This window comes from Devosia sp. A449 (assembly GCF_054489375.1).
The window spans coordinates 1,188,662-1,209,970 of record NZ_JBTMWU010000001.1 but is presented as its reverse complement, the minus strand read 5'-3'; the positions used below and the strand labels follow the sequence as shown (position 1 = coordinate 1,209,970).

Below are 21,309 nucleotides of genomic sequence, written 5' to 3'. Positions count from 1 at the left end.
ACATGGATGATCCCGATGGCAAAGCCCTTTTCACGGCGCAGGGCGGCGAACTGGGCGTCGAGGTCGGTGGTGATGCGCGCCGCCGCGGCATAAGCTTCCGAGGCATTGGCGGTGGCCAGGGTGCGTTGAATGCGCTGGATGGGATAGGAATGTGCCAGATCACCGGGGATCCGGCGGACATATTGCAGCACCGTGCCGCGGCGCACGACGTAGGGCGGGAGTTTCATTGCGTCATCCATGTTATGCACTATGGTGGACAGCTGCGTCCGTTACAAGCGCAGCTGCGGCACGCAAAGCATTGATGGTGACCACGAATGGGACGGGCAAAAGAATGAAGAAAATATAGCGGTATCAGTTGTTTGGCGCAATATGACGTTGGTCATATGATGCATTTTGACAGCTGGGTCTTGACCTGTTTCTTCGCTTCCGCCTTGTCATGCCGTCTCCCCTTGAGGGAGAAGGTGCCCCGAAGGGGCGGATGAGGGGTCCCTTTCCTTGAGCATCCAAGCATGGGCGCACTCCGCACCCCTCACCCTGAAAATCTGCTGGACGCAGATTTTCTGTCCCTCTCCCTCAAGGGGAGAGGGAAGCTCCGGGGATTAGGCCACCGCCGCCGCTACGGTCGCCTTCACGCCCTCTTCAAACAGCTCATCGAGATGGGTCGCCACCGTCTCGCCAAAGCTCTGGTTGTCGCCCAGATCGCTGCCGAACACTTCGGTCAGCCCAGCCAGCCCGATATAGAGTGCTTCGGCATCGTCGCCGGCATCGGCGGCAATCGCCAGCATGCGCATCGCCAGCGGATCGCGCACATCGATGCTTTCGCCCGTCTCGTCAATGCCGGTGACATAGCGCATCCACGCCGCCACCCCGAGCCCCAGCCGCTCGAACGGCAGGCCCGCCGCCAGCCGGTCGCGGATCGTGCCCAGCAAACGCTGCGGCAGCTTTTGCGAACCGTCCATGGCGATCTGCCAGGTGCGGTGCTGCAGCGCCGGATTGCGGAACCGTTCCAGCAACTGGTCGCGATAGGCACCCAGATCGACGCCGGGCATATCCAGCGTCGGCATGGCTTCCTCGGTCATCAGCCCATGGATGAGCGTGACGAAATCAGGGTCGCCCATCACGTCGGAAATATAGTCATAGCCCGCCAGATAGCCGAGATAGGCCATGGTGGAATGGCTGCCATTGAGCATGCGCAGCTTCATCCGCTCGAACGGCTCGACATCGGCGACCAGTTGCGCCCCGACCTGCTCGAAAGGCGGACGGCCCTGCGGGAAGTCATCCTCGATCACCCATTGGGTGAAGGGCTCGGTCATGATCGGCCAGGCGTCTTCCACCCCGATCAGCTCGGTCACCGTGGCGCGGTCGGCATCGGTCGTGGACGGCACGATGCGGTCGACCATGGTGCCGGGAAACGCGGTGTTGCCGACATAGTCCCCCAGCTTTGCATCGCGCAGGCGGGCTAGTGCCGTGACGATGCGCTTCACCGTCGCCCCATTGGACGGCAGATTATCGCAGCTCATCACCGCAAACGGGGCAATGCCCGCCGCCTGCCGCCGCGCCAGCGCTTCCACGAGCATGCCCGGTGCCGATTTCGGCGCGGTCGGATTGGCCAGGTCATGCACGATATCAGGATGGCGCTGGTCCAGCTCGCCGGTCGCCGGATCGTGGCAATAGCCCTTCTCGGTCACCGTCAGCGAGACGATGCGAATGGCTGGGCTCGCCATCAGCGCCAGCAATTCCTCGCGCTCGGTATTGGCATCCAGCACCTTGAGGATCGAGCCGATCACCCGGGGATGGGTGCCCGAGGCGTCACGCACGGCGACCGTATAAAGCCCGTCCTGCGGCGCCAGCGCTTCCTTGGTGTCGGGCCGGCGCAGGCTGGCGCCGACAATCGCCCAATCGGGGTGCTCGGCCAGCAGATCGTCGACATAGACGGCCATATGCGCGCGGTGGAAAGCGCCAATGCCCAGATGCACGATGCCGGGCGTGACGCTGTTGCGATCATAGCGCGGCACGGCAATGCCGGCAGGAATTTGGCTCAAGGTTTCGGCGCTCAAACGCGTCATGGAAGTCTCCGGCGGTAAAATCGGGTAAACCATAGGGCTTTGCGATCTTGTATGGAAGATACTGACTTGCAGGCAAATCAGCTTTACCGGCATAAGCCTCAAGCAAATCGTGGAGGGCAAGAGTTTTGGCACAGCAGCGCTTCGTCAGCATCGGTGAATGCATGATCGAAATGAGCGGCGGCGAGGATCGCCAATATCGCCTCGGCTATGCCGGCGATACGCTCAACACCGCCTGGTATATGCGCGCTCTGCTCGGCGCCGACTGGTCGGTGGATTATTTCACCGGCCTGGGCGAGGACCGCTATTCCGGCGAAATCCGCGAATTTCTCGACAGCAACAACATCGGCACCAGCCATATCCGCACCGTGCCCGGCCGCCGCCCCGGCCTCTATATGATCCATCAGGACAAGGGTGATCGCCACTTCACCTATTGGCGCGACACTTCCGCCGCCAAGCTGCTGGCCGACGACAAGCCTGCACTGGCCGCTGCCGTCGACGGCGCCTCGATGGTGTATTTTTCCGGCATTACCCTGGCGATTCTGGCCCCCCGCGCCCGGGGCCGGTTGCTCGGCGCCATCGTCAAGGCGCGCGATGCCGGCGCTAAAATCGTCTTCGACACCAATCTGCGCCCGGCCTTATGGACCAGCCCGCGCGTCATGGGTGCCGTGCTCACCGCCGCCGCCAGCGTCTGCGATATCGTGCTGCCCACCCATACCGACGAAGCGCCACTGTTCGGCGACGCCTCGGTCGACGCCACCGCCGACCGCTATCTCGCGCTCGGGGTCAGTGAAGTGGTGGTCAAGGATGGGGCCGGCGAAGCCCTGATCGCCACCGCCACCGAACGCGTCCGCCTCGCCCCAAAACCCGGCGCCAAGGTGGTCGACGCCACCGGCGCCGGCGACAGCTTCAATGGCGGTTATCTGTCAGCACGCCTCGCCGGCAAGTCGCTGCTGGAAGCCGCCGAAAACGGCCACCGCGTCGCCGGCGTGGTAATCGGCCAAAAAGGCGCACTGGTCGATCCGAAGCTGCTGGGCTAGCGAGCTAGAACGCCCGGTCGCCCTGCTCTGCCATATAGGCCAGTTCGTCCGGCGTGCTCTCGCGCCCCAGCGCCTTGTTGCGGAACGGGAACCGACCGAAGCGGGCAATGCAATCGCGGTGCCCGGTCATGAATTTCAGCGATTCTTCGCCGAACTGGGCGAAATGCTTGCAGCCCTCGTCCTGGATCACCAGCGATTCCGCATGCATGAACGGCATGTACAGGAACATCCGCCGCTCCATCGCAATCGCCTGATCGGCCCCGGCGGCAATCGCCTCCTGCGCCAGCGCCAGGGCCATCTTGTCCTGCGCAAACGCCTCGGGCAAACCGCGATGCAGCTGCCGCGAAAACTGATCCAGCACGATGATTTCCGCCAGCCGGCCCTCGGGCGTCTGGCGCCATTCCCAGGCTTCGCCCAGCGCGACCCTGGGCAGCGTGTCGGCAAATTCCGCCGCCAGCGCCGCATCAAATTCCGGCTTGCCGCCGAACCAGTCCTCCATGCCGTGCTCGACGAACCAGAATTTTGTGACGTCTTCAGCGCTGCGCATGCGTGTCTCCCAACACAACCGGACCCGCGTGTCTTCTAGCACGCGCGGCCCGGGATTGTAGCCGCTTGCGCTTACCCCAGCAGCACCTTGATCCGATTACCCGACGGGTCCTGCGTTTCAATACCGCCCTCAATCGCCGCAACGGGAGCCCCAGCCGCCGCCAGCCGCGCCTTGAGGCCGTCCAGCGTCGCCGCATCCGGCAGCACAATGGTGAACCAGCGCAATCCCGCCGTCCCCGCCGGCGGCAGAGTCGCAGCCGGCCCGGACCAGATATTGAAGGCGATGGTATGCGGCATGTAGTCGAGCCCCACATCGCCCATGCCGAAGGAGTTGATCAGCAAAAACCCGGCAAAGCCGATGACGTCGCGATAAAAACCCATCGACTGGTTCAGGTCATTCACATGGACATGCACGTGGCCGATCCGCGTCCCCGCCGGCATCCGCGCCGCCAGTACCGGCGATGGCCCCAGTTCGGCCAGCAGCCCGTCGAGATCGATGGGGTCGCGGCCCGAATGCGGCTTGCCATCGGCGGTCACGGCATAGGTTTCGCCCTTGTCGGGATCGCCCAGCGTGCCGCGCCATGGCGTTTCGAGGGTAATCTCAATGCCATTGCCGTCGAGGTCCCACAGATAAATCGCTTCCGACACCAGATGGTCGGTCGGCGAAATCCGCACATTGCGTTGCAGTGCCCGCACCGCCATCTGCGCCAGATCGGCGCGCGTCGGCAGGTGGATGGCCACGTGATACAGCCCGATGCTGCGCGGCACCACCGTGCCGATAGCGCCGGTTTCCAGCACGAGCAATGGCTTGCCGCCGGCGCCCAGCGTCAGTGCATTGCCGTCCTCGGCGATCAGCTCAAGCCCGACCACATCCTGCCAGATCGCCAGTGCCTTGGCGCGGTCGGTCACGGCCAGATGCACCGGCCCCAGCGTCGTGCTCAGCGGCAGAATGGGTTTTGATTTCACATTGGTCTGTACGGAGGTGTCGATCATGGCGAATTCCTGAATTCCTGTTGACCTATCATATGGGTCCGACCCACGATCGCACCATCATCGCTGTGCCGAAGGCATTGTTCGTCAAAGCCCAGGCAATCAGGCGGTGTTTTTTTGCTGCCATTTTTCAGGAGACGTTGAATGACCAAGATCATGTACACCGCCCGCGCCACCTCCACCGGTGGCCGCGTTGGCCATGGGGCCACCGATGACGGCGTACTCGACGTCACCTTGACCTCGCCCAAGGAAATGGGCGGCGATGGCGCACGCGGCACCAATCCTGAGCAGCTCTTCGCCGTCGGCTATTCCGCCTGCTTCCTCGGCGCCATGAAGGGCGCCGCCCGCAAGAGCGGCGACACCCTCCCCGAAGACACCAAGGTCACCGCCGAAGTCAGCTTCCGTGACCGCCCGGATGGCGAAGGCTTCTGGATTCAGGCCGCCCTCAAGATCGACATCCCCGGCATGGACAAGGCCAAAGCCGACGACATCGTCAAGCGCGCCCACATCATCTGCCCTTATAGCGAAGTCAGCCGGAAGGGCTTTGATGTGACCCTTGACGTGATCTAGCACTCAGCCGGATACCCCCTCCCAACCTCCCCCTGACAGGGGGAGGAGAAGGCCGGCGGATGGTCAATATCCTGCAACACACGCGATGGGATTCCTCCCCCTATCAGGGGGAGGTTGGGTGGGGGTATCCGGCAAAAACCGCCGGGGCTCCCACCCCGGCGTTTCCGTTCAAACCACCAGACCCTTGGTCAGCTCCAGCGCCTGCCGTTCGAACAGCCGGCGATAGATGCCGCCATTGAGCCGGATCAGCTGGCCATGATCGCCTTCTTCGACGATGCGGCCCTTGTCGAACACCAGCAGCCGATCCAGCGCCCGCACCGTCGACAGCCGGTGTGCGATCACCAGCGTGGTGCGGCCGACCATCAGCCGTTCCATCGCCTGCTGGATCTGCACTTCGCTCTCGCTGTCGAGGCTCGATGTCGCCTCATCGAGGATCAGCACGCGTGCATCGGCCAGGAACGCCCGGGCGATGGCGACGCGCTGCCGCTCCCCACCCGATAGCTTCACCCCGCGCTCGCCCACCAGGGTTTCATAGCCCTTGGGCAGGTTGAGAATGAAGTCATGCGCATTGGCCTGCTCTGCCGCCTGCTCGATCTCGGCGCGGGTGGCGTCGGGGCGGGCATAGGCGATGTTTTCGGCCAGCGTCCGGTGAAACAGGATCGGTTCCTGCTGCACAATGGCGATCTGGCCGCGCAGGCTGGCCTGCTGCACCTCGGCAATATTCTGGCCGTCGATGCGGATGGCGCCTTGCTCCAGATCATAGAGCCGCTGGGTCAGCTTGACGAAAGTGGTCTTGCCGGAGCCCGAATGGCCCACCAGCCCGACGCGTTCGCCCGGCGCAATGCGCACCGAGAAATCGCGATACAGCGGCGTCGGATGCGCGCCATACTGGAAGGTGACATTGTCGAACACGATCTCGCCCTTGCCGATGGCAATGGCTTTCGCACCCGCCTTGTCGTCGACACCAAGCGGCGTCTTGTCGAGCGCCACCAGTTCTTCCATGTCGTTGACCGCCCGCTGCAGATTGCGGATGTGCTGCCCCACATCGCGCAGATAGCCCTGCAACACGAAGAACATGGCGAGCACGAAGGTGATGTCGCCCGGACTGGCCAGCCCGCGTTGCCACATCAACAGGCCAGTGCCGAGAATGCCCGCCTGCATCGTCACCATCATAAAGCCCTGAATGGTGCCGCTTAGCGTGCCACGCTTCCAGGTGCGGCGCGTGCGATGGTCCCAACGGCCCAGCACCCCGCGAAGCCGCGACTCTTCACGCTCCTCGGCGCCAAAGGCTTTCACCACCGAGTTGCAGCTGACCGCATCGGCCAGCGCGCCGCCAAGCCGGGTGTCCCAGGCATTGGCGAGGCTCGCCGCCGGCGAGACGAAGCCCATCGAGAGCAGCACGGTGACGCCGATATAGATCAGCGAGCCCAGCCCCACCACCAGGCCCATCACCGGCCAATACGAGCCCAGAATGACGGTGGCGCCGACCAGCATCACCAGCGACGGCAACAGCGCCACCAGCAGCACGTCATTGAGCGAATCCAGCGCCCACATGCCGCGCGTGATCTTGCGCACCGTGGAACCGGCAAAGCTGTTGGCATGCCAATCGGTCGAGAAGCGCTGCACCCGATAGAAGCCATTATTGACGATGGTGGCCATCATCCGCAGCGTCAGTCGGATAATGCCCTGAAAGATGAACCAGCGCAGCACGACGCTGACCAGGCCCAGGCTGGCGACGATGGCAAAGGCGCGCAACGCCGCGCTCGCTGCCGAGGCTTCACCGCCGGCAATGGCATCAACGATCTGGCCGGAAAACACCGGCACCATGACTTCGGCCAGCGTGCTGACAATCACCAGCACGCAGATCAGCGCGATCAGGCCGGGCCGCGTGGTCCAGTGCCGAAAGGTAAAGCCGAGCACGTTGCGATAGGCATCGGCACGGAAATCGAGTTTCTTGCGACTCATATTGGCAGTCCGGTTCCGTTCTCCGGCAACCGGCCCTCAAAAGCAGGGGATGAAAGGCACAGCCGGAGCGGGAGACGAAATGATCCCCGTCAGATCAATTGGGCTGTGATGGAAAAACCGCGAGCAGCGAGCCAAAACTGGCGGGCCGCGAAGGGCGAGAACCTAAGCTCGGTTATCGCCGCGAGGGAGGGTGGTGAATGTCACTGTCATACAACGCCTCCCATGTTCGAGATCTGAAGCGGTGGACGATTTGTAGCCAAAGCGTTCGGACTTGCCAACGGGGTATTTTTGCAACGTGGCAATAGTGATGCGCGAAAGACACAGGGGGTGTTCGCGCACTGTCTCCCTTCTCCCCTTGAGGGAGAAGGTGCCCGAAGGGCGGATGAGGGGTCTCTTGCTACAGCATCAAAGCATGGGCGGGCGCAGAACCCCTCACCCTGCAATTCTGCTGAACGCAGAATTGCTGTCCCTCTCCCTCAAGGGGAGAGGGGAGCACGGTGGTGGGTAGCGCCCGCCCCCCATCCGGGTCTAACCTCGCGCCAACCGATTCAACACCAAGAGGCCTTCGCCCAAATGACCATCGATCCCGTCAAGCTCGACAAGCTCGCCCAGGTTGCCATCAAGGTGGGCCTGCAACTGGCCGAGGGCCAGGATCTGGTGATGACCGCACCGATGAGCGCCGCGCCGCTGGTTCGCCGCATCACCGAGCATGCCTATAAGGCCGGCGCCGGTCTGGTCACCACCATCTATTCCGACGAGGAAGCCACCCTCGCGCGCTACAAGCACGCCAACAATGCCAGCTTCGACAAGGCCGCCGGCTGGCTCTATTCGGGCATGGCCGACGCCTTCAAGAACAACGCCGCGCGCCTCGCCATTGCCGGCGACAATCCGATGATGCTGGCCGGGCAGGACCCGGACAAGGTGACCCGCGCCATGCGCGCCAACTCGGCCGCCTACAAGCCGGCACTGCAACTGATCACCGGCTTCGACATCAACTGGAACATCGTCTCCTATCCCAGCACCGCCTGGGCCAAGCTGGTGTTCCCCAATGACAGCGAAGAAGAAGCGGTCACCAAACTGGCCGACGCCATCTTCAAGGCGTCCAGAGTCGATCAGGACGATCCGATTGCCGCGTGGGCCGAGCACAATGCCAATCTCAAGAAGCGCTGGACCTGGCTCAACGGCAAGGCTTTCGCCTCGCTCAAATATACCGGCCCCGGCACCGACCTCACCGTCGGTCTGGCCGATGGTCACCGCTGGAAGGGCGGCGCTTCGGAAGCCAAGAACGGCATCACCTGCAACCCCAATATCCCGACCGAAGAAGTGTTCACCACGCCGCACCGGATGCGCGTCGACGGCTATGTCGCCGGCACCAAGCCGCTCAGCCACAATGGCGCGCTGATCGAGGACATGCAGGCCCGCTTCGAGGGCGGCCGACTGGTCGAGTTCAAGGCCAGCAAAAACCAGGACCTGTTCAACAAGGTGCTCGACACCGACGAAGGCGGACGCCGGCTGGGCGAAGTGGCACTGGTGCCGCACTCCTCGCCGATCTCGGCTTCCGGCATCCTGTTCTTCAACACGCTCTACGACGAAAATGCCTCCTGCCACATCGCGCAGGGCCAGTGCTATTCGGACTGCTTTATCGACGGCAAGGATCTGACCCAGGACGAGATCAACGCCCGCGGCGGCAACAGTTCCAACATCCATATCGACTGGATGATCGGCTCGGATAAGATCGATATCGACGGCGTTCATGCCGATGGCAGCACCGAACCGGTGATGCGCGGCGGCGAGTGGGCCAACTAAGCCAGCAAACCGCAAGAAAACTGTCAGCATGCTGGCAGCAAAGGAGAAGAAAACTGGCGGCGTGCTGCACGCATGCTGCCAGTTTCGCGGCATCAAAGGGGGACGGATATGCGCCGATCGCTGACGATGTTACTGCTGGCCATGCTGGCGCAACCGGCCTTGGCCCAGAGCGTGATCGACAGCGATTTCACCATCGAAGTGCCCACCGCCAAGGGCGATCCGATCGTCGAAAGCACCACGCTGGTGCCGCTGCTAACTGACACCTGCTACTATTGGCATTTGCGTTTCGCCAAGACCAAGGGCGACGTGACGGTGAGCGAAATCTACACCCTGCCCGCCCCGCCGGCGAACTGGGATATCGGCGACAGCAGCCTCATCGTCATCGCCGACGACCAGCGCAGCGTTGCCTCCGAGCTGACGCTAACCCCTTATGATGGCTGGGTTTCCAGCGGCTGGTGCATCTCCGAAGGCGACCCGGAGGGGGACTATCTGTTCCAGATCAAAAGCGGCGACACCACGCTGGGCACCTTCGCGTTTGAATTGCAGGCGCTGTAAATCAGCCCCGGAATTCGTTGCTCGCAATCGACTCCGGCTTCATCTGGATCGAAAAACCCGGCAGCTTCGGCGGCATATAGGCGGCATTGCGGATGTCGCAGGGCTCGATGAAATGCTCGTGCAGATGATCGACATATTCGATCACCCGCCCCTCCTTGGTCCCCGACACCACCAGATAGTCGATCATGCTAAGGTGTTGAACATATTCGCAAAGTCCGACACCGCCAGCATGCGGCCACACCGGCAGACCATATTTCGCCGCCATCACCAGCACCGACAGCACCTCGTTGAGCCCACCGATGCGGCAGGCGTCGATTTGCACGATGTCGATGGCGCCGTCCTTGATGAACTGCTTGAATAATATACGGTTTTGGCACATCTCGCCGGTCGCCACCTTCACCGGGGCGATGGCCTGGCGGATGGCGCGATGCCCGGAAACATCGTCGGGGCTGGTCGGCTCCTCGATGAAATAGGGGTTGAACCGGCTCAGCTTTTGCACCCAATCAATCGCCTGATCGACCTCCCAGACCTGGTTGGCGTCGATCATCAGGTAGCGGTCCGGCCCCATGATCGAGCGGACGATTTCCAGCCGGCGGATATCGTCATCGAGATCGCGGCCGACCTTCATCTTGATATGCTGGAACCCTTCGGCGACCGCCTCGGTCGCCAGCCGGGTCAGCTTCTCATTGGAGTAGCCCAGCCACCCCGCCGAGGTGGTGTAGCACTGGTAGCCCTCGGCCTTGAGCGTCGCCATACGCTCCGCCTTGCCGGCCTCGGCCTGGCGGAAAATCGCCAGCGCCTCCTCCTGCGTGATGGCATCGGTTAAGTAGCGGAAATCAATGATGGAAACGAGCTGCTCCGGCGTCATATCCGCCACCAGCTGCCACACCGGCTTGCCCGCCATCTTGCCCAACAGGTCCCACACCGCATTGACCACCGCGCCGGTGGCCAGGTGCATCGCCCCCTTGTCCGGACCGATCCAGCGCAGCTGGCTATCGCCGGTCACATGCCGCCAGAACCGACCCGGATTCTCGGCAATCCACTCCAGCTCCAGCCCGATCACGCGGCTTTCCAGCGCCCGAATGGCCGCCACCACCACCTCATTGCCGCGCCCGATGGTGAAGGTCAGGCCATGGCCCTCATGCGCGCCATCGGTACCCAGAATGACATAGGCCGCCGAATAATCCGGATCAGGATTCATCGCGTCCGACCCATCCAGCGTGGCCGAAGTGGGAAAGCGGAGATCATGGGTGGCGAGGGAGGTGATCTTGGTCATGTTCATTCCATTGATAGTCCGGTCCCTCACCCGCCGCGGTGCGGCGACCTCTCCCCGAAGGGGCGAGGTGAGGCGGGCTCACTGCAAACCATCGGCTCCTGCGTCCCCTCGCCCCGTTGGGGAGAGGGTCAGGGTGAGGGGGCCGCACTCACCGCCAGTTCGATTTAAGCCGTCCAGCCACCATCGATGATGTGGATCTGCCCGGTCGTATAAGTCGCCCCGGCCAGATAGACCGCCAGATCGGCCACCTCTTCAGGCATGGCGATGCGGCCGATCGGCTGGCGGGCGATGAAGGCCTTCTTGGCCGCTTCGAAATCGCCGGTGGCGTGCCAGCGTTCATGCAAGCTCGGCGAATCCACCGTGCCGGGGCAGATGGCGTTCACGCGGATACCTTGCGTGGTGTAGTCGGCAGCGATGGACTTGGTCAGCCCGATCACTGCGGCCTTGGAAATCGTATAGGCGGCCCGGTTGGGCACGCCCTTCACCGAGGAAGCGACCGTCGCCATGTTGATGATGGTGCCGTCCTGGCGCGCCAGCATTTGCGGCAACACCGCCTGCACGGTGCGCACCTGGGCCCGCACATTGAGGTCGAGCGCGAAATCGAGATCGGCGTCGCTCATCTCCAGCACCGTGCCGGAATGCACCACGCCGGCGCAGTTGAACAAAATGTCGATATGACCGATCTCGGCCACCGCCGCCTTGACCGCCTCGACCGACAGCACGTCCAGAGACCGCGTGGTAACCCCCGCCATGCCGTCCAGCTCGGCGAGCTTGGCTGCGTTGATATCGGTGGCAATGACGCTGGCGCCGGCCTTGACGAAGGCCTCCACCGAAGCGCGGCCAATGCCCTGTGCAGCAGCAGTGATGAGAACGATTTTACCAGAGAGGTCGGCCATAAAGTGGATCCTAGAACTATCAGTCAACACCCTCCCCCTTGCGGGGAGGGATCAAGGGTGGGGGGCGTCTGGCCCCAATCATCGGGGCTCTCGCACCCCCTCCTAGCCTCCCCCGTCAAGGGGGAGGTACAGCGTGGTGGGTGTGGCGATTTCTCGCCACACCCAATGTTAGCTTAGTCGTACAGCACGGCGGCGATTTCGGGATCGGCCATGTTGGACTTGTCGTAGTAATAAAAGCCGGTGTCGATAATCGGCGGCAGGGCTTCGCCCTTGAGCGCCTTGACGGCGGCGGCGACGGTTTCGTAGCCGATGCCGACCGGGTTCTGGGTGATGGCGCCGTTCATCAGGCCGCTTTCGACCATGCCCTTCTGGGCCGCGCCGGAGTCGAAGCCGATGACCACGACATCGCTGTTCAGTTCCTGCTTGCCATTGGCAACGCCGATGGCTGAGCCTTCATTGGAGCCGAAAATGCCCTTGAGATCGGGATTGGCCAGCAGGATCGACTTGGTGATTTCGGTGGAGGCGAGTTGGTCGCCGCCGCCATACTGAACCGACACCACTTCGATATTCGGATAGGCTTCCTTGATGCGGTTGACGAAGCCTTCGACGCGGTCGATGCCGGTACGGCTGGTCTGGTCGTGGGCGACCACGGCAACCTTGCCTTCGCCACCGATCAGTTCGGCCATCTTGTCGGCGGCCAGCGCGGCAGCGGCCACGTTGTCGGTGGTGGCAGTGGTCAGCGGAATGTCGCTGGCGACGCCGGAGTCAAAGGCGATGACCGGAATGCCGGCGGCCTTGGCCTGTTCCAGCAGCGGGGTTGCAGCCTGGCTGTCGAGCGCGGCAAAGCCGATGGCGTCCGGGTTACGCGACAGGGCGGCGGCCAGCATATCCATCTGGCGGTCGACCTGGGTCTCGCTCTCGGGGCCTTCAAAGGTCACGTTGACGCCCAGTTCAGCGGCGGCCTTGTCGGCACCGGCCTTCACGGCCTGCCAGAACTGGTGCTGGAAGCCCTTGGAGATCAGGGCGATGTCATAGGCCTCCTGAGCCAGGGTCGCGCCGCTGGCAGAGAGCAGAGCAACGGCGCTGAGGGCGCCAAGCAGGGTACGTCTAAGCATGTAAAAATCCTCCCATGGAGTTGAAAATTCGTCGTCTGGCGAGGCGTTGCCGCCTTCTTGTTGGCGCCCAAGGGCGCGGGAATATCCGACGCCTATAAAGTGCGGCGCCGCAGGATATCGGCGTAGACGGCCAGGATAATGATCGAGCCGGTCACGACCGTCTGCCACTCCTGAGCCACCGAAAGGATGCGCAGGCCATTGGCCAGCACGGAAATGATGAGCGCGCCGATCAGCGTGCCGAGCACGGTGCCACGACCGCCCGATAGCGAGGTGCCGCCAATGACCACGGCGGCAATGGCGTCCAGCTCATAGCCCTGCCCCAGCGCCGGCTGCGCCGAATTGAGCCGGCTGGCAATCAGCAGCCCCGCCACGCCGCAAATGGAGCCGGCCACCGCGTAAACCGCGATCTTCCAGCGATCGACATTGACGCCCGACAGGCGCACGGCCTCTTCATTGCTGCCCAGCGCAAAGGTGTAGCGGCCCAGCGCGGTCTTGCTCAGCACGAAGGCCGCCAGCAGCGCCACGCCGAACAGGATCACCACGCCATTGGGAATGGGCAGTCCCGGGACCAGCGCCCCGACCAGCGAGCCCTGGGCGATCTGGGTGAAGCCGGGTGTATCGTTGAAATAGATCGGCCGCGTGCCGGAGATGACCAGCGACAGGCCCTTGAGGATCAGCATCATGCCCAGCGTGGCAATGAAAGGCGGCACTTTGAGCTTGGCGATGATGACGCCCGACACCAGCCCACAGCCGGTGCCGGCCAGGATCGCCGCAGCCACGCCAAAGGGCAGCGGCAGGCCGAGATAGGTCAGCACCACGCCGGTGATCACCGCGCAGAAGGTCATCAGCGTGCCGACCGACAGATCGATACCGCCGGTGATGATCACCAACGTGGCGGCGATGGCCAGCACCCCATTGACCGAGGTAGCCTGCAGGATCGCCAGCACGTTCTGGGTCTGCATGAAATTGGGCGAGGCGAGGCTGAACACCACCACCAGCGCGATCAGCCCGGAAAAGGCCAGCAGTCGGTGAAAAGCACCGGAAATACGCGGGCCGGATTTGGCTGCGGCGGCTGCGGTATCGGTCATGCAGACCTCCGTTCAGTTGTCGTTTCGGCAACGCTGCTCGGGCGCTGGGTCGCCAGTCGCATGATCTCTTCCTGCGATGCGCCACCCGGCAATGTGCCGGTCAGCCGCCCTTCGCACATCACCGCGATGCGGTGGCTGAGGCGCAGGATTTCGGGGAGTTCGGAGGAGATGACGATGATCGCCCGGCCCTGGGCGGCCAGCGCATTGAGCAGCTTGTAGATTTCCGCCTTGGCGCCGACATCGATGCCGCGCGTCGGTTCGTCAAAAATAAGAATATCGCAGTCGCGCAGCAGCCATTTGGCGATGACCACTTTTTGCTGGTTGCCGCCCGACAGCAGGCGGGCCTCCTGGGCATCGCTCGGGGTCTTGATCGAGAGTTGGCGGATATAGTTTTCGGCCGTCTCGTGCATGGCGCCGTCATTGATCACGCCAGCGGGGCCGGTGAAACGCTCCAGACTCGCCAGCGCAATATTGTTGCGCACGTCCAACCCGGTGGCGAGACCGAAATGCTTGCGGTCTTCCGACAGATAGCCAATACCGGCCTGCACGGCGTCGCGGGGCGAGGAGATGCCGGCGCGCTTGCCATTGACCCAGATTTCGCCGCTGTCGCGCGGATCGGCGCCAAAAATGGCGCGGGCCACTTCGGTGCGGCCGGCGCCCATCAGCCCGGCAAGGCCGAGGATTTCGCCCTTGCGCACCGAAAAACTGACATCACGGATATCGCGGCCCCGGTTGAGGTTGCGGACTTCCAATGCCACTGGAGCGCCGGTGGTGTTGGGAATGGACAGCGCCTCATTGGTCAGCGTGCGGCCCACCATCATCGAAATGACGGTTTCGATCGGCGTGTCGGCGGCCGGCACGGTGCCGACATATTCGCCGTCGCGCATTACCGTCACCCGGTCGGAGATGCGTTTGATCTCGTCCATCTTGTGGGAAATATAGACAATGCCGACGCCCTCGGCCTTGAGCCGGTTGATGATGGTGAACAGCTCGGCGATTTCGGCATCGTTCAGCGCCGCTGTCGGCTCGTCCATGATCAGCACGCGGCTGCGGTAGCTCAGCGCCTTGGCGATTTCCACCATCTGCTGCTTGGCGATAGTCAGGCTTTCGACCCGCACCGTCGGCTCCAGCCGCAAATTCATCGAGTCGAAAATAGCCTGGGTGGCGCGGTTGAGCGCCCGTTCGTCCAGCAAGAAGCCCCGGCGCGGTTCGCGGCCGATAAAGATATTCTGCGCCGCCGTCAGGTCGCGCATCAGCGCCAGTTCCTGATGGATGATGCCGATGCCCATATCCTGGGCCTGACGCGGCGAGGTGATCTCCACCGGCTGGCCATCGAGGCGCACTTCGCCCGCGTCGCGGGTATAAACGCCCGAGAGGATTTTCATCAGCGTCGACTTCCCGGCGCCGTTCTCCCCCATCAGTGCATGGACTTCCCCCGCCTGCAGTTCGAAGCGCGCACGCGACAGCGCCCGGACACCGGGAAACGATTTATCGATGTCGAGAAGCTCGACGAGGGGGGGCATTTTTTCCTCCGAAACGCATTCTTGCGATGCGTATGCGAACAATCTATTCATAAATGAAAGTTGGTGGCAAGGACTAACATGTCAGAGGACAATGACCGCTATCGCGCGCCGGCGCTCGACAAGGGCCTCGATATCATCGAGCTGCTGGCCCAGACGCCCGACGGCCTGAGCCAGGCCGAGATCGCCAAGGCGCTCGAGCGCTCGCCCAATGAAATCTATCGCATGCTCGACCGGCTGGTGCGCCGCGACTATGTCCGCCGCACCCCGGAAGACCGCTACATGATCACGCTCAAGCTGTTCGAGCTGGCCCATGCCCAGCCGCCACTGCACCGCATGATCAGCCAGGCGATGCCGGCGTTGCGCCAGTTTGCCTTCAAGGCGCAGCAGGCGGTGCATATGGTGGTGCAGGACCGCAATATCCTGGTGGTCATCGCCCAGGTCGACGGGCCGGGCTATTGGAATGTGTCGATCCGCGTCGGCAGCCGCATCAGCCTGGTCAATACCGGCTCTGGCCATGTCTTCCTGGCCTTTGCCAGCCCGGAAGAGCGGGTACTGATGCTGGAAGAACAAGGGCTTGGCAGCCCCGAACAGATGCCCAAGGGTCTTGAAACCCGGCTCATGGATGTGCGCGAACAGGGCTATGAGATGATGCCCAGCGCCCAGGTGTCGGGAGTGTCCAACCTCACGGTGCCGATATTGGGGCCGCTCGGCTCGGTGATCGCCGTGCTCACCTGCCCCTATACCCAGCGTCTCGATAAACTCGATGCGCCCAACATCCAAACCGTGCTCAAACTGCTGCAACAGACCGGCCAAGACGTGACGCAACGGACGACGGAAACCTAGGCGGAAACCATGCGCATCCTCGATACCCATCTGCACCTCGTCTATCCCGACCGCTTCGCCTATCCCTGGCTGGGCAATGCCCCGGCGATCAACCGGCTGTGGAGCGTCGAGGCCTATTTTGCCGAGGCCCTGCCGCTGGGCATTGAATCGGCGCTGCATATGGAGGTCGATGTCGCCGAGGCCGACAGCATGGCCGAGAGCGAATTCGTGCTCACCCTGCCCCGGATTGCCGGCGCCATCGCCGCCTGCCGGCCCGAGCAGATGAATTTTGTCGATCAGATCGAGCAGCTTGCCGGCCATGCCCATATCAAGGGCGTGCGCCGCATCCTGCATGACCAGCCGGACGAATTGAGCCAGTCGGATTTGTTCATCGAGAATATCCGCCACCTGCCCGATTATGATCTGAGCTTCGACCTATGCCTCCGGGCCGACCAATTGGCGCTGGGCACCATGCTGGCGCAGCGGGCGCCCGATGTCAGTTTCATCCTCGACCATTGCGGCAATCCCGATATCAGCGGGTCCGGGCTCGATCCGTGGCGCGCCGCCCTCAGCGAAATCGCCCGCAACCCCAATGTCACCGGCAAAATCTCGGGGCTGGTCAATCACTGCGCCCCCGGCTGGACCGCCGAAACACTGCGCCCCTATGTCGAGCATATGGTCGAGAGCTTTGGCTGGGACCGGCTGGTTTGGGGCAGCGACCATCCGGTCGCCACCACTACTGGCGGCACGCTGACCGATTGGGTCGCCGCTATCCGCCATATCGTCAAAAATGCCAGCGCCGACGAGCAGGCAAAGCTGTTCCACCGCAATGCCGAGCGCATCTACAAGGTGTAAATTCTTCACTCACAGGTGAAGCAAAAACCGGCCGAGCGGCAGCATGCCTGTCAGCATGCTGGCAGTTTTCTTGTGGTTTGCTGCCAGCATGCTGCTGATTGTCTTGCGATATTGCGCCAGCCGGCAAGGCGAGGCACAGTCATGGCAACGAGGATCCAATCATGGCCCATATCAGTCCCGACCGTATTGCCGTTTCCACCTGGTCGCTGCACCGCCTGCTCGGCACCACCTATCCGCATGATTTGACCACCACCGAGATCGGTCCGATGCAGGAGACCTATGGCGAGGGCGATGAATCGCTGCTCGGCCTACCCTCGGTGCTGGCCAATCATGGCTATCGCCGGCTGGAGATCGTTTCCTTCCATCTGCGCAGCCGCGATCCGGTCTATCTGGCCGAGCTGCGCGACCAGCTGCGCATTGCCGAGGTCACGCTGCAGACGCTGTTGATCGACGCCGGCGATATCAGCCATCCCGAACATGGCGCGCGCGACCAGGCCTGGATTGCCAGCTGGATCGAAATCGCCAATGCGCTGGGCGCCGAAAATGCCCGCATCATCGCCGGCAAGCAGAAGCCGACCCGCGACGCGCTCGACCGCTCGGTCAAGGCGCTGAACGCCCTGGCCGACGGCAATGCCGGCTCGTCGGTGCGGCTGGTGACGGAGAACTGGTTCGACCTGCTGGCCGAGCCGGCCCATGTGCATTATCTGCTCGACAAGCTGGATGGCCGGGTTGGGCTATTGGGCGATTTCGGCAATTGGAGCGGCGCCAGCAAATATGCCGATCTCAAGTCGATTTTTGGCCGGGCCGAGCTGTGCCACGCCAAGGCGAGTTTCATCGATGGCGATCTGGATGAGGCGGATTACGGCCAGTGCATAACGCTGGCGGAAAAGGCTGGGTATAAGGGGCCCTATACGCTGATTTACGACAGCGAGATCCCCAGTGAATGGCATGGGCTGGCGGCGGAGCGAGATTTTATTACGACGCGGGATGTGTAGGGCTGGTTGGCTCATCCGGGTTGGGGAGGGATCGCACCCCTCACCCTAGCCCTCTCCCCTGAGGGGCGAGGGGATTTGGCTGGTGGGTGAAGGCGATATCTCGCCCCATACGCGATGGGCTCCCTCCCCCTTGAGGGGAGGGCCGGGGTGGGGGTGTCGGAGGCCCCATTAGCTCGGTATTTTTGGAGAGCACGACACCCCCACCCTAACCCTCCCCTCAAGGGGGAGGGGACAGATCGGGTTTGTTGGTGCCTCAGCTCACGCCAGCGGCTTGAGATCTGCCAGCAGGGTCGGGAGCAGTTCGGTTACGGTGGGGTGGATGTGCATGGTGTGCAGCATGGTGGTGTAGGGGGTGCCGGCGGCCATCAGTTGCAGCAGGGATTGCACCACTTCGTCGCCGCCGATGCCGAGGATGGCGGCGCCGAGGATCAGTTTGGTTTCGGCGTCGACCAGCACTTTCATCAGGCCCTGGGTTTCGCCGCGTTCGCGGGCGCGGGCGACTTTACTCATCGGCATGGTGGCGATCAGCGCCTTGCGGCCGGATTGGCGCACTTCCGTTTCGCTCATGCCGATGCGGCCGAGCGGCGGATCGATGAACAGGCCATAGACCGGAATGCGCCCGGCGAGAGAACGCTGGCCCTTGTCGAGGATGTTGTCGGCGACGATCTCGAACTCGTTATAGGAGGTATGGGTGAAGGCACCGCGGCCATTGCTGTCGCCCAGGGCCCAGATGCCCTTGGCGGTGGTGCGCAGATGATCATCGACCGGGATGAAGCCGCGCTCGTCGGGTTTGATGCCGGCGGCGGCCAGATTGAGGTCGGCGGTGTTGGGACTGCGGCCCAGCGCCACCAGCAGATGGGTGCCTTCGACCGAGGCCAGTCGTGCGCCACGCTTGAGCGAGAGCAGCACGCCATGGCCGGCCCGGGCCACCGCATCGACAGTGGTGTCGAACATGAAGGTGACGCCCTCGGCTTCGAGGATGCTGCGGATGGCGGCGGAAATATCGGTATCTTCGCGCGGCGCCGGGCGCGACCCGCGCTCGATCACCGTCACCTTGGAGCCGAAGCGGGTATACATCTGAGCGAATTCGAGCCCGATATAGCTGGCCCCGACAATGATCAGATGATCCGGCAGGGTGTCGATATTCATCATCGAGCTATTGGTGAGATAGGGCACGCTGCTCAGGCCTGGCCAGTCCGGCAAATGGGCGCTGGCCCCGCTATTGATGAAAATCTGCGGCGCGGTCAGCAGGCGCTTGCCGGCCTTGACCGCAGTGGGCGACACAAAGCTGCCGGTTTCCTTGATGATCTCGAGCGTTTTGAGGCCGCCCAGCCAATCGGTAAGGCTCCGGACCGAGGCGCCCACGACCCGGTCCTTGCGGGCCTTGACCGCCTTCATGTCGACGCTCACCGGGCCTTTGACCGTGACCCCGAAGGCAGCGGCCTGCCGGGCCGACCAGGCCATGCGGGCGCTGGCCACCAGGGTCTTGGTGGGGGTGCAGCCGGTATTGACGCAGGTGCCGCCGAGATGCTCGCGCTCGATCAGCGCGACTTTCTGGCCGGAATTGGCAAGCTTGGCCGCCAGGAACGGGCCGGCCTGACCGGCGCCGATAATGATGGCATCGAATTTTTCCGGCATGACCGCTCCCCAAATCGGCGCGAGTTTACGGCGGCGCTGGCCCCGACGCCAGTAGGACAAGGGGACCTCAGGCAAATTCGCCGGGCGCGCAATTGACACGATAGCGCTCACCGCTATTGTCCGCTCCCCCACAGTTTTTTAGGACCCCGCGCATGGACCATGCCGCCCTCGCCCAAACCATCGATGACGCCTTCGAAGCCCGCGCCGAGATTCGCATCGATACGGAAGGAGCGGTGCGTGAGGCCGTGGAAGAAGCGCTGGCGCTGCTGGATAGCGGCGCGGTGCGGGTCGCCGAAAAGATCGACGGCAGCTGGCAGGTCAATCAATGGCTCAAAAAGGCCGTGCTGCTGCATTTCCGACTGACCGAAAATCGCCTGATCGACGGCGCGCCGGGCGGCTCGCATTATTGGGACAAGGTGGCGACCAAATTTGAGGGCTGGGGCGCAGCGGAGTTCCGCAATGCCGGCTTTCGCGCCGTGCCCGGCGCCGTGGTGCGCCGCCCGGCCTTTATCGCCCGCAATGTCGTGTTGATGCCCAGCTTCGTCAATGTCGGCGCCTATGTCGGCGAGGGCACCATGATCGACACCTGGGTGACCGTCGGCTCCTGCGCCCAGATCGGCAAGCATGTGCATATCTCAGGCGGCGTCGGCATTGGCGGCGTGCTGGAGCCGCTGCAGGCCGGTCCGGTGATCATCGAAGATAATTGCTTTATCGGCGCGCGCTCGGAAGTGGTCGAGGGCGTGGTGGTCGGCGAAGGCGCGGTGATTTCGATGGGCGTGTTCATCGGCGCCTCGACCAAGATCGTCGACCGCGCCACCGGGGAAATCCATATCGGCAAGGTGCCGCCCTATTCGGTGGTGGTATCGGGCTCGCTGCCGGGCAAGCCACTGCCCGATGGCAGCCCCGGGCCGAACCTCTATTGCGCGGTGATCGTCAAGACCGTCGATGCGCAGACCCGCAGCAAGACGGCCATCAACGACTTGCTGCGCGACTGAGCCGGCTGGTGGAGGCCTGACGATTCACTTAGGATCAAGCGCCGGATGGGACCCGGCGCTGATTTTCTGAGGGGATAATCATGAATGATCTTATGCCGCTGCTGACCACAACGGATGGTCGGATTTCGCGCAAGCAATGGTGGCTGGGCACAGTGGTGGTGATCATCGCCAGCATCGTGCTGACCATCCTGCTTGGCATGCTGGGGCTCGGCCTCTGGGCGCAGCTGATCGCCTATCTCGCGCTGCTCTATCCGAGCTGGTGCCTCGGCCTCAAGCGCCGGCAGGACCGCGACAATAATGGGCTGGATTTCAAGATCCTGCTCGTGGTGTCGGGGCTGGCGACGCTGCTGCAGGCCTTGGGCATCGGGGTAACGATGACCGATATCGGCAATGGCATGATGATGCCGACGCCGGATCTGTGGCTGTCGGTGGTGTTTTTCGCCACCGCGATACTGGGGCTCTATCTGCTGGTGCAGCTGGGCTTCCTCAAGGGTACGGCAGGACCCAATAGCTACGGGCCGGACCCGCTCGGCTACGCCGCCGCCTAAACACACAAGGACGGGATGGTTTC

Annotated in this window: 20 protein-coding genes; 9 read left to right on the top strand and 11 right to left on the bottom strand. The window is 63.1% G+C overall.

The genetic code is table 11. The annotated features are described in order from the left end of the window. Together ACX3OW_RS05790 and ACX3OW_RS05785 are read right to left on the bottom strand one after the other, a co-directional pair. On the bottom strand, positions 1-227 hold a 227-nt coding region (locus ACX3OW_RS05790; protein WP_459094771.1), incomplete at its 3' end, for a DUF6538 domain-containing protein. A gap of 372 nt (positions 228-599) precedes the next feature. Continuing rightward, positions 600-2,066: a mannitol dehydrogenase family protein gene (locus tag ACX3OW_RS05785; RefSeq protein WP_459094770.1), complete on the bottom strand. Its 1,467-nt coding sequence runs from the start codon at positions 2,064-2,066 to the stop codon at positions 600-602. A 125-nt stretch (positions 2,067-2,191) separates the two neighbouring features. Here ACX3OW_RS05785 and ACX3OW_RS05780 point away from each other — a divergent pair, with 125 nt between their 5' ends. After that, complete coding sequence (locus ACX3OW_RS05780; protein ID WP_459094769.1) at positions 2,192-3,103, top strand: sugar kinase; 912 nt, start codon at positions 2,192-2,194, stop codon at positions 3,101-3,103. Between the two features lie 4 nt (positions 3,104-3,107). Here ACX3OW_RS05780 and ACX3OW_RS05775 read toward each other — a convergent pair whose 3' ends face one another. Next, on the bottom strand, positions 3,108-3,650 hold the full coding sequence (locus tag ACX3OW_RS05775; RefSeq protein ID WP_459094768.1) for a DUF924 family protein: 543 nt from the start codon (positions 3,648-3,650) through the stop codon (positions 3,108-3,110). Positions 3,651-3,721: 71 nt separating this feature from the next. Further along, positions 3,722-4,642 carry a VOC family protein gene (locus tag ACX3OW_RS05770; RefSeq protein ID WP_459094767.1) on the bottom strand — a complete coding sequence of 307 codons (921 nt, stop codon included), beginning with the start codon at positions 4,640-4,642 and terminating at the stop codon, positions 3,722-3,724. 141 nt (positions 4,643-4,783) lie between these two features. Between ACX3OW_RS05770 and ACX3OW_RS05765 the strand changes: the two genes are divergently transcribed. Continuing rightward, on the top strand, positions 4,784-5,209 hold the full coding sequence (locus ACX3OW_RS05765; RefSeq protein WP_459094766.1) for an organic hydroperoxide resistance protein: 426 nt from the start codon (positions 4,784-4,786) through the stop codon (positions 5,207-5,209). Between the two features lie 168 nt (positions 5,210-5,377). On the opposite strand, the gene ACX3OW_RS05760 is transcribed toward ACX3OW_RS05765, so the two are convergent. Beyond that, positions 5,378-7,174 carry an ABC transporter ATP-binding protein gene (locus ACX3OW_RS05760; RefSeq protein WP_459094765.1) on the bottom strand — a complete coding sequence of 599 codons (1,797 nt, stop codon included), beginning with the start codon at positions 7,172-7,174 and terminating at the stop codon, positions 5,378-5,380. A 573-nt stretch (positions 7,175-7,747) separates the two neighbouring features. Between ACX3OW_RS05760 and ACX3OW_RS05755 the strand changes: the two genes are divergently transcribed. Next, positions 7,748-8,980 carry an aminopeptidase gene (locus ACX3OW_RS05755; RefSeq protein WP_459094764.1) on the top strand — a complete coding sequence of 411 codons (1,233 nt, stop codon included), beginning with the start codon at positions 7,748-7,750 and terminating at the stop codon, positions 8,978-8,980. Between the two features lie 108 nt (positions 8,981-9,088). Beyond that, a complete protein-coding gene (locus tag ACX3OW_RS05750) occupies positions 9,089-9,535 on the top strand; it encodes a hypothetical protein (protein WP_459094763.1) in 447 nt (148 codons plus the stop codon). Between the two features lies 1 nt (position 9,536). Here ACX3OW_RS05750 and ACX3OW_RS05745 read toward each other — a convergent pair whose 3' ends face one another. The 5 genes from ACX3OW_RS05745 to ACX3OW_RS05725 all read right to left on the bottom strand — a co-directional run bounded on the left by ACX3OW_RS05745 (position 9,537) and on the right by ACX3OW_RS05725 (position 15,433). Continuing rightward, on the bottom strand, positions 9,537-10,811 hold the full coding sequence (locus ACX3OW_RS05745; protein ID WP_459094762.1) for an L-fuconate dehydratase: 1,275 nt from the start codon (positions 10,809-10,811) through the stop codon (positions 9,537-9,539). A 164-nt stretch (positions 10,812-10,975) separates the two neighbouring features. Further along, positions 10,976-11,707 (bottom strand): SDR family oxidoreductase, encoded by a 732-nt coding sequence (locus tag ACX3OW_RS05740; RefSeq protein WP_459094761.1) that lies wholly within the window; start codon positions 11,705-11,707, stop codon positions 10,976-10,978. Positions 11,708-11,880: 173 nt separating this feature from the next. Next, complete coding sequence (locus tag ACX3OW_RS05735; protein ID WP_459094760.1) at positions 11,881-12,822, bottom strand: substrate-binding domain-containing protein; 942 nt, start codon at positions 12,820-12,822, stop codon at positions 11,881-11,883. Between the two features lie 92 nt (positions 12,823-12,914). Further along, a complete protein-coding gene (locus ACX3OW_RS05730) occupies positions 12,915-13,910 on the bottom strand; it encodes an ABC transporter permease (RefSeq protein ID WP_459094759.1) in 996 nt (331 codons plus the stop codon). Beyond that, entirely contained in the window at positions 13,907-15,433 is a 1,527-nt protein-coding gene (locus ACX3OW_RS05725; protein ID WP_459094758.1) for a sugar ABC transporter ATP-binding protein, read from the bottom strand. The genes ACX3OW_RS05730 and ACX3OW_RS05725 overlap by 4 nt, the downstream gene beginning before the upstream one ends. 78 nt (positions 15,434-15,511) lie before the next feature. On the opposite strand from ACX3OW_RS05725, the gene ACX3OW_RS05720 reads away from it, so the two are divergent. The 3 genes from ACX3OW_RS05720 to ACX3OW_RS05710 all read left to right on the top strand — a co-directional run bounded on the left by ACX3OW_RS05720 (position 15,512) and on the right by ACX3OW_RS05710 (position 18,105). Beyond that, complete coding sequence (locus ACX3OW_RS05720; RefSeq protein WP_459094757.1) at positions 15,512-16,276, top strand: IclR family transcriptional regulator; 765 nt, start codon at positions 15,512-15,514, stop codon at positions 16,274-16,276. A 9-nt stretch (positions 16,277-16,285) separates the two neighbouring features. Further along, entirely contained in the window at positions 16,286-17,110 is an 825-nt protein-coding gene (locus ACX3OW_RS05715; protein WP_459094756.1) for an amidohydrolase family protein, read from the top strand. Between the two features lie 161 nt (positions 17,111-17,271). Further along, complete coding sequence (locus ACX3OW_RS05710) at positions 17,272-18,105, top strand: sugar phosphate isomerase/epimerase family protein (RefSeq protein ID WP_459094755.1); 834 nt, start codon at positions 17,272-17,274, stop codon at positions 18,103-18,105. Positions 18,106-18,363: 258 nt separating this feature from the next. Here the strand turns inward: ACX3OW_RS05710 and ACX3OW_RS05705 are convergent, their stop codons facing one another. Then, a complete protein-coding gene (locus tag ACX3OW_RS05705) occupies positions 18,364-19,743 on the bottom strand; it encodes an FAD-containing oxidoreductase (RefSeq protein ID WP_459094754.1) in 1,380 nt (459 codons plus the stop codon). 152 nt (positions 19,744-19,895) lie between these two features. On the opposite strand from ACX3OW_RS05705, the gene dapD reads away from it, so the two are divergent. Beyond that, positions 19,896-20,738: a 2,3,4,5-tetrahydropyridine-2,6-dicarboxylate N-succinyltransferase gene (dapD, locus tag ACX3OW_RS05700; protein ID WP_459094753.1), complete on the top strand. Its 843-nt coding sequence runs from the start codon at positions 19,896-19,898 to the stop codon at positions 20,736-20,738. A gap of 80 nt (positions 20,739-20,818) precedes the next feature. Next, a complete protein-coding gene (locus ACX3OW_RS05695) occupies positions 20,819-21,286 on the top strand; it encodes a DUF805 domain-containing protein (protein ID WP_459094752.1) in 468 nt (155 codons plus the stop codon). Positions 21,287-21,309: the final 23 nt, after the last annotated feature.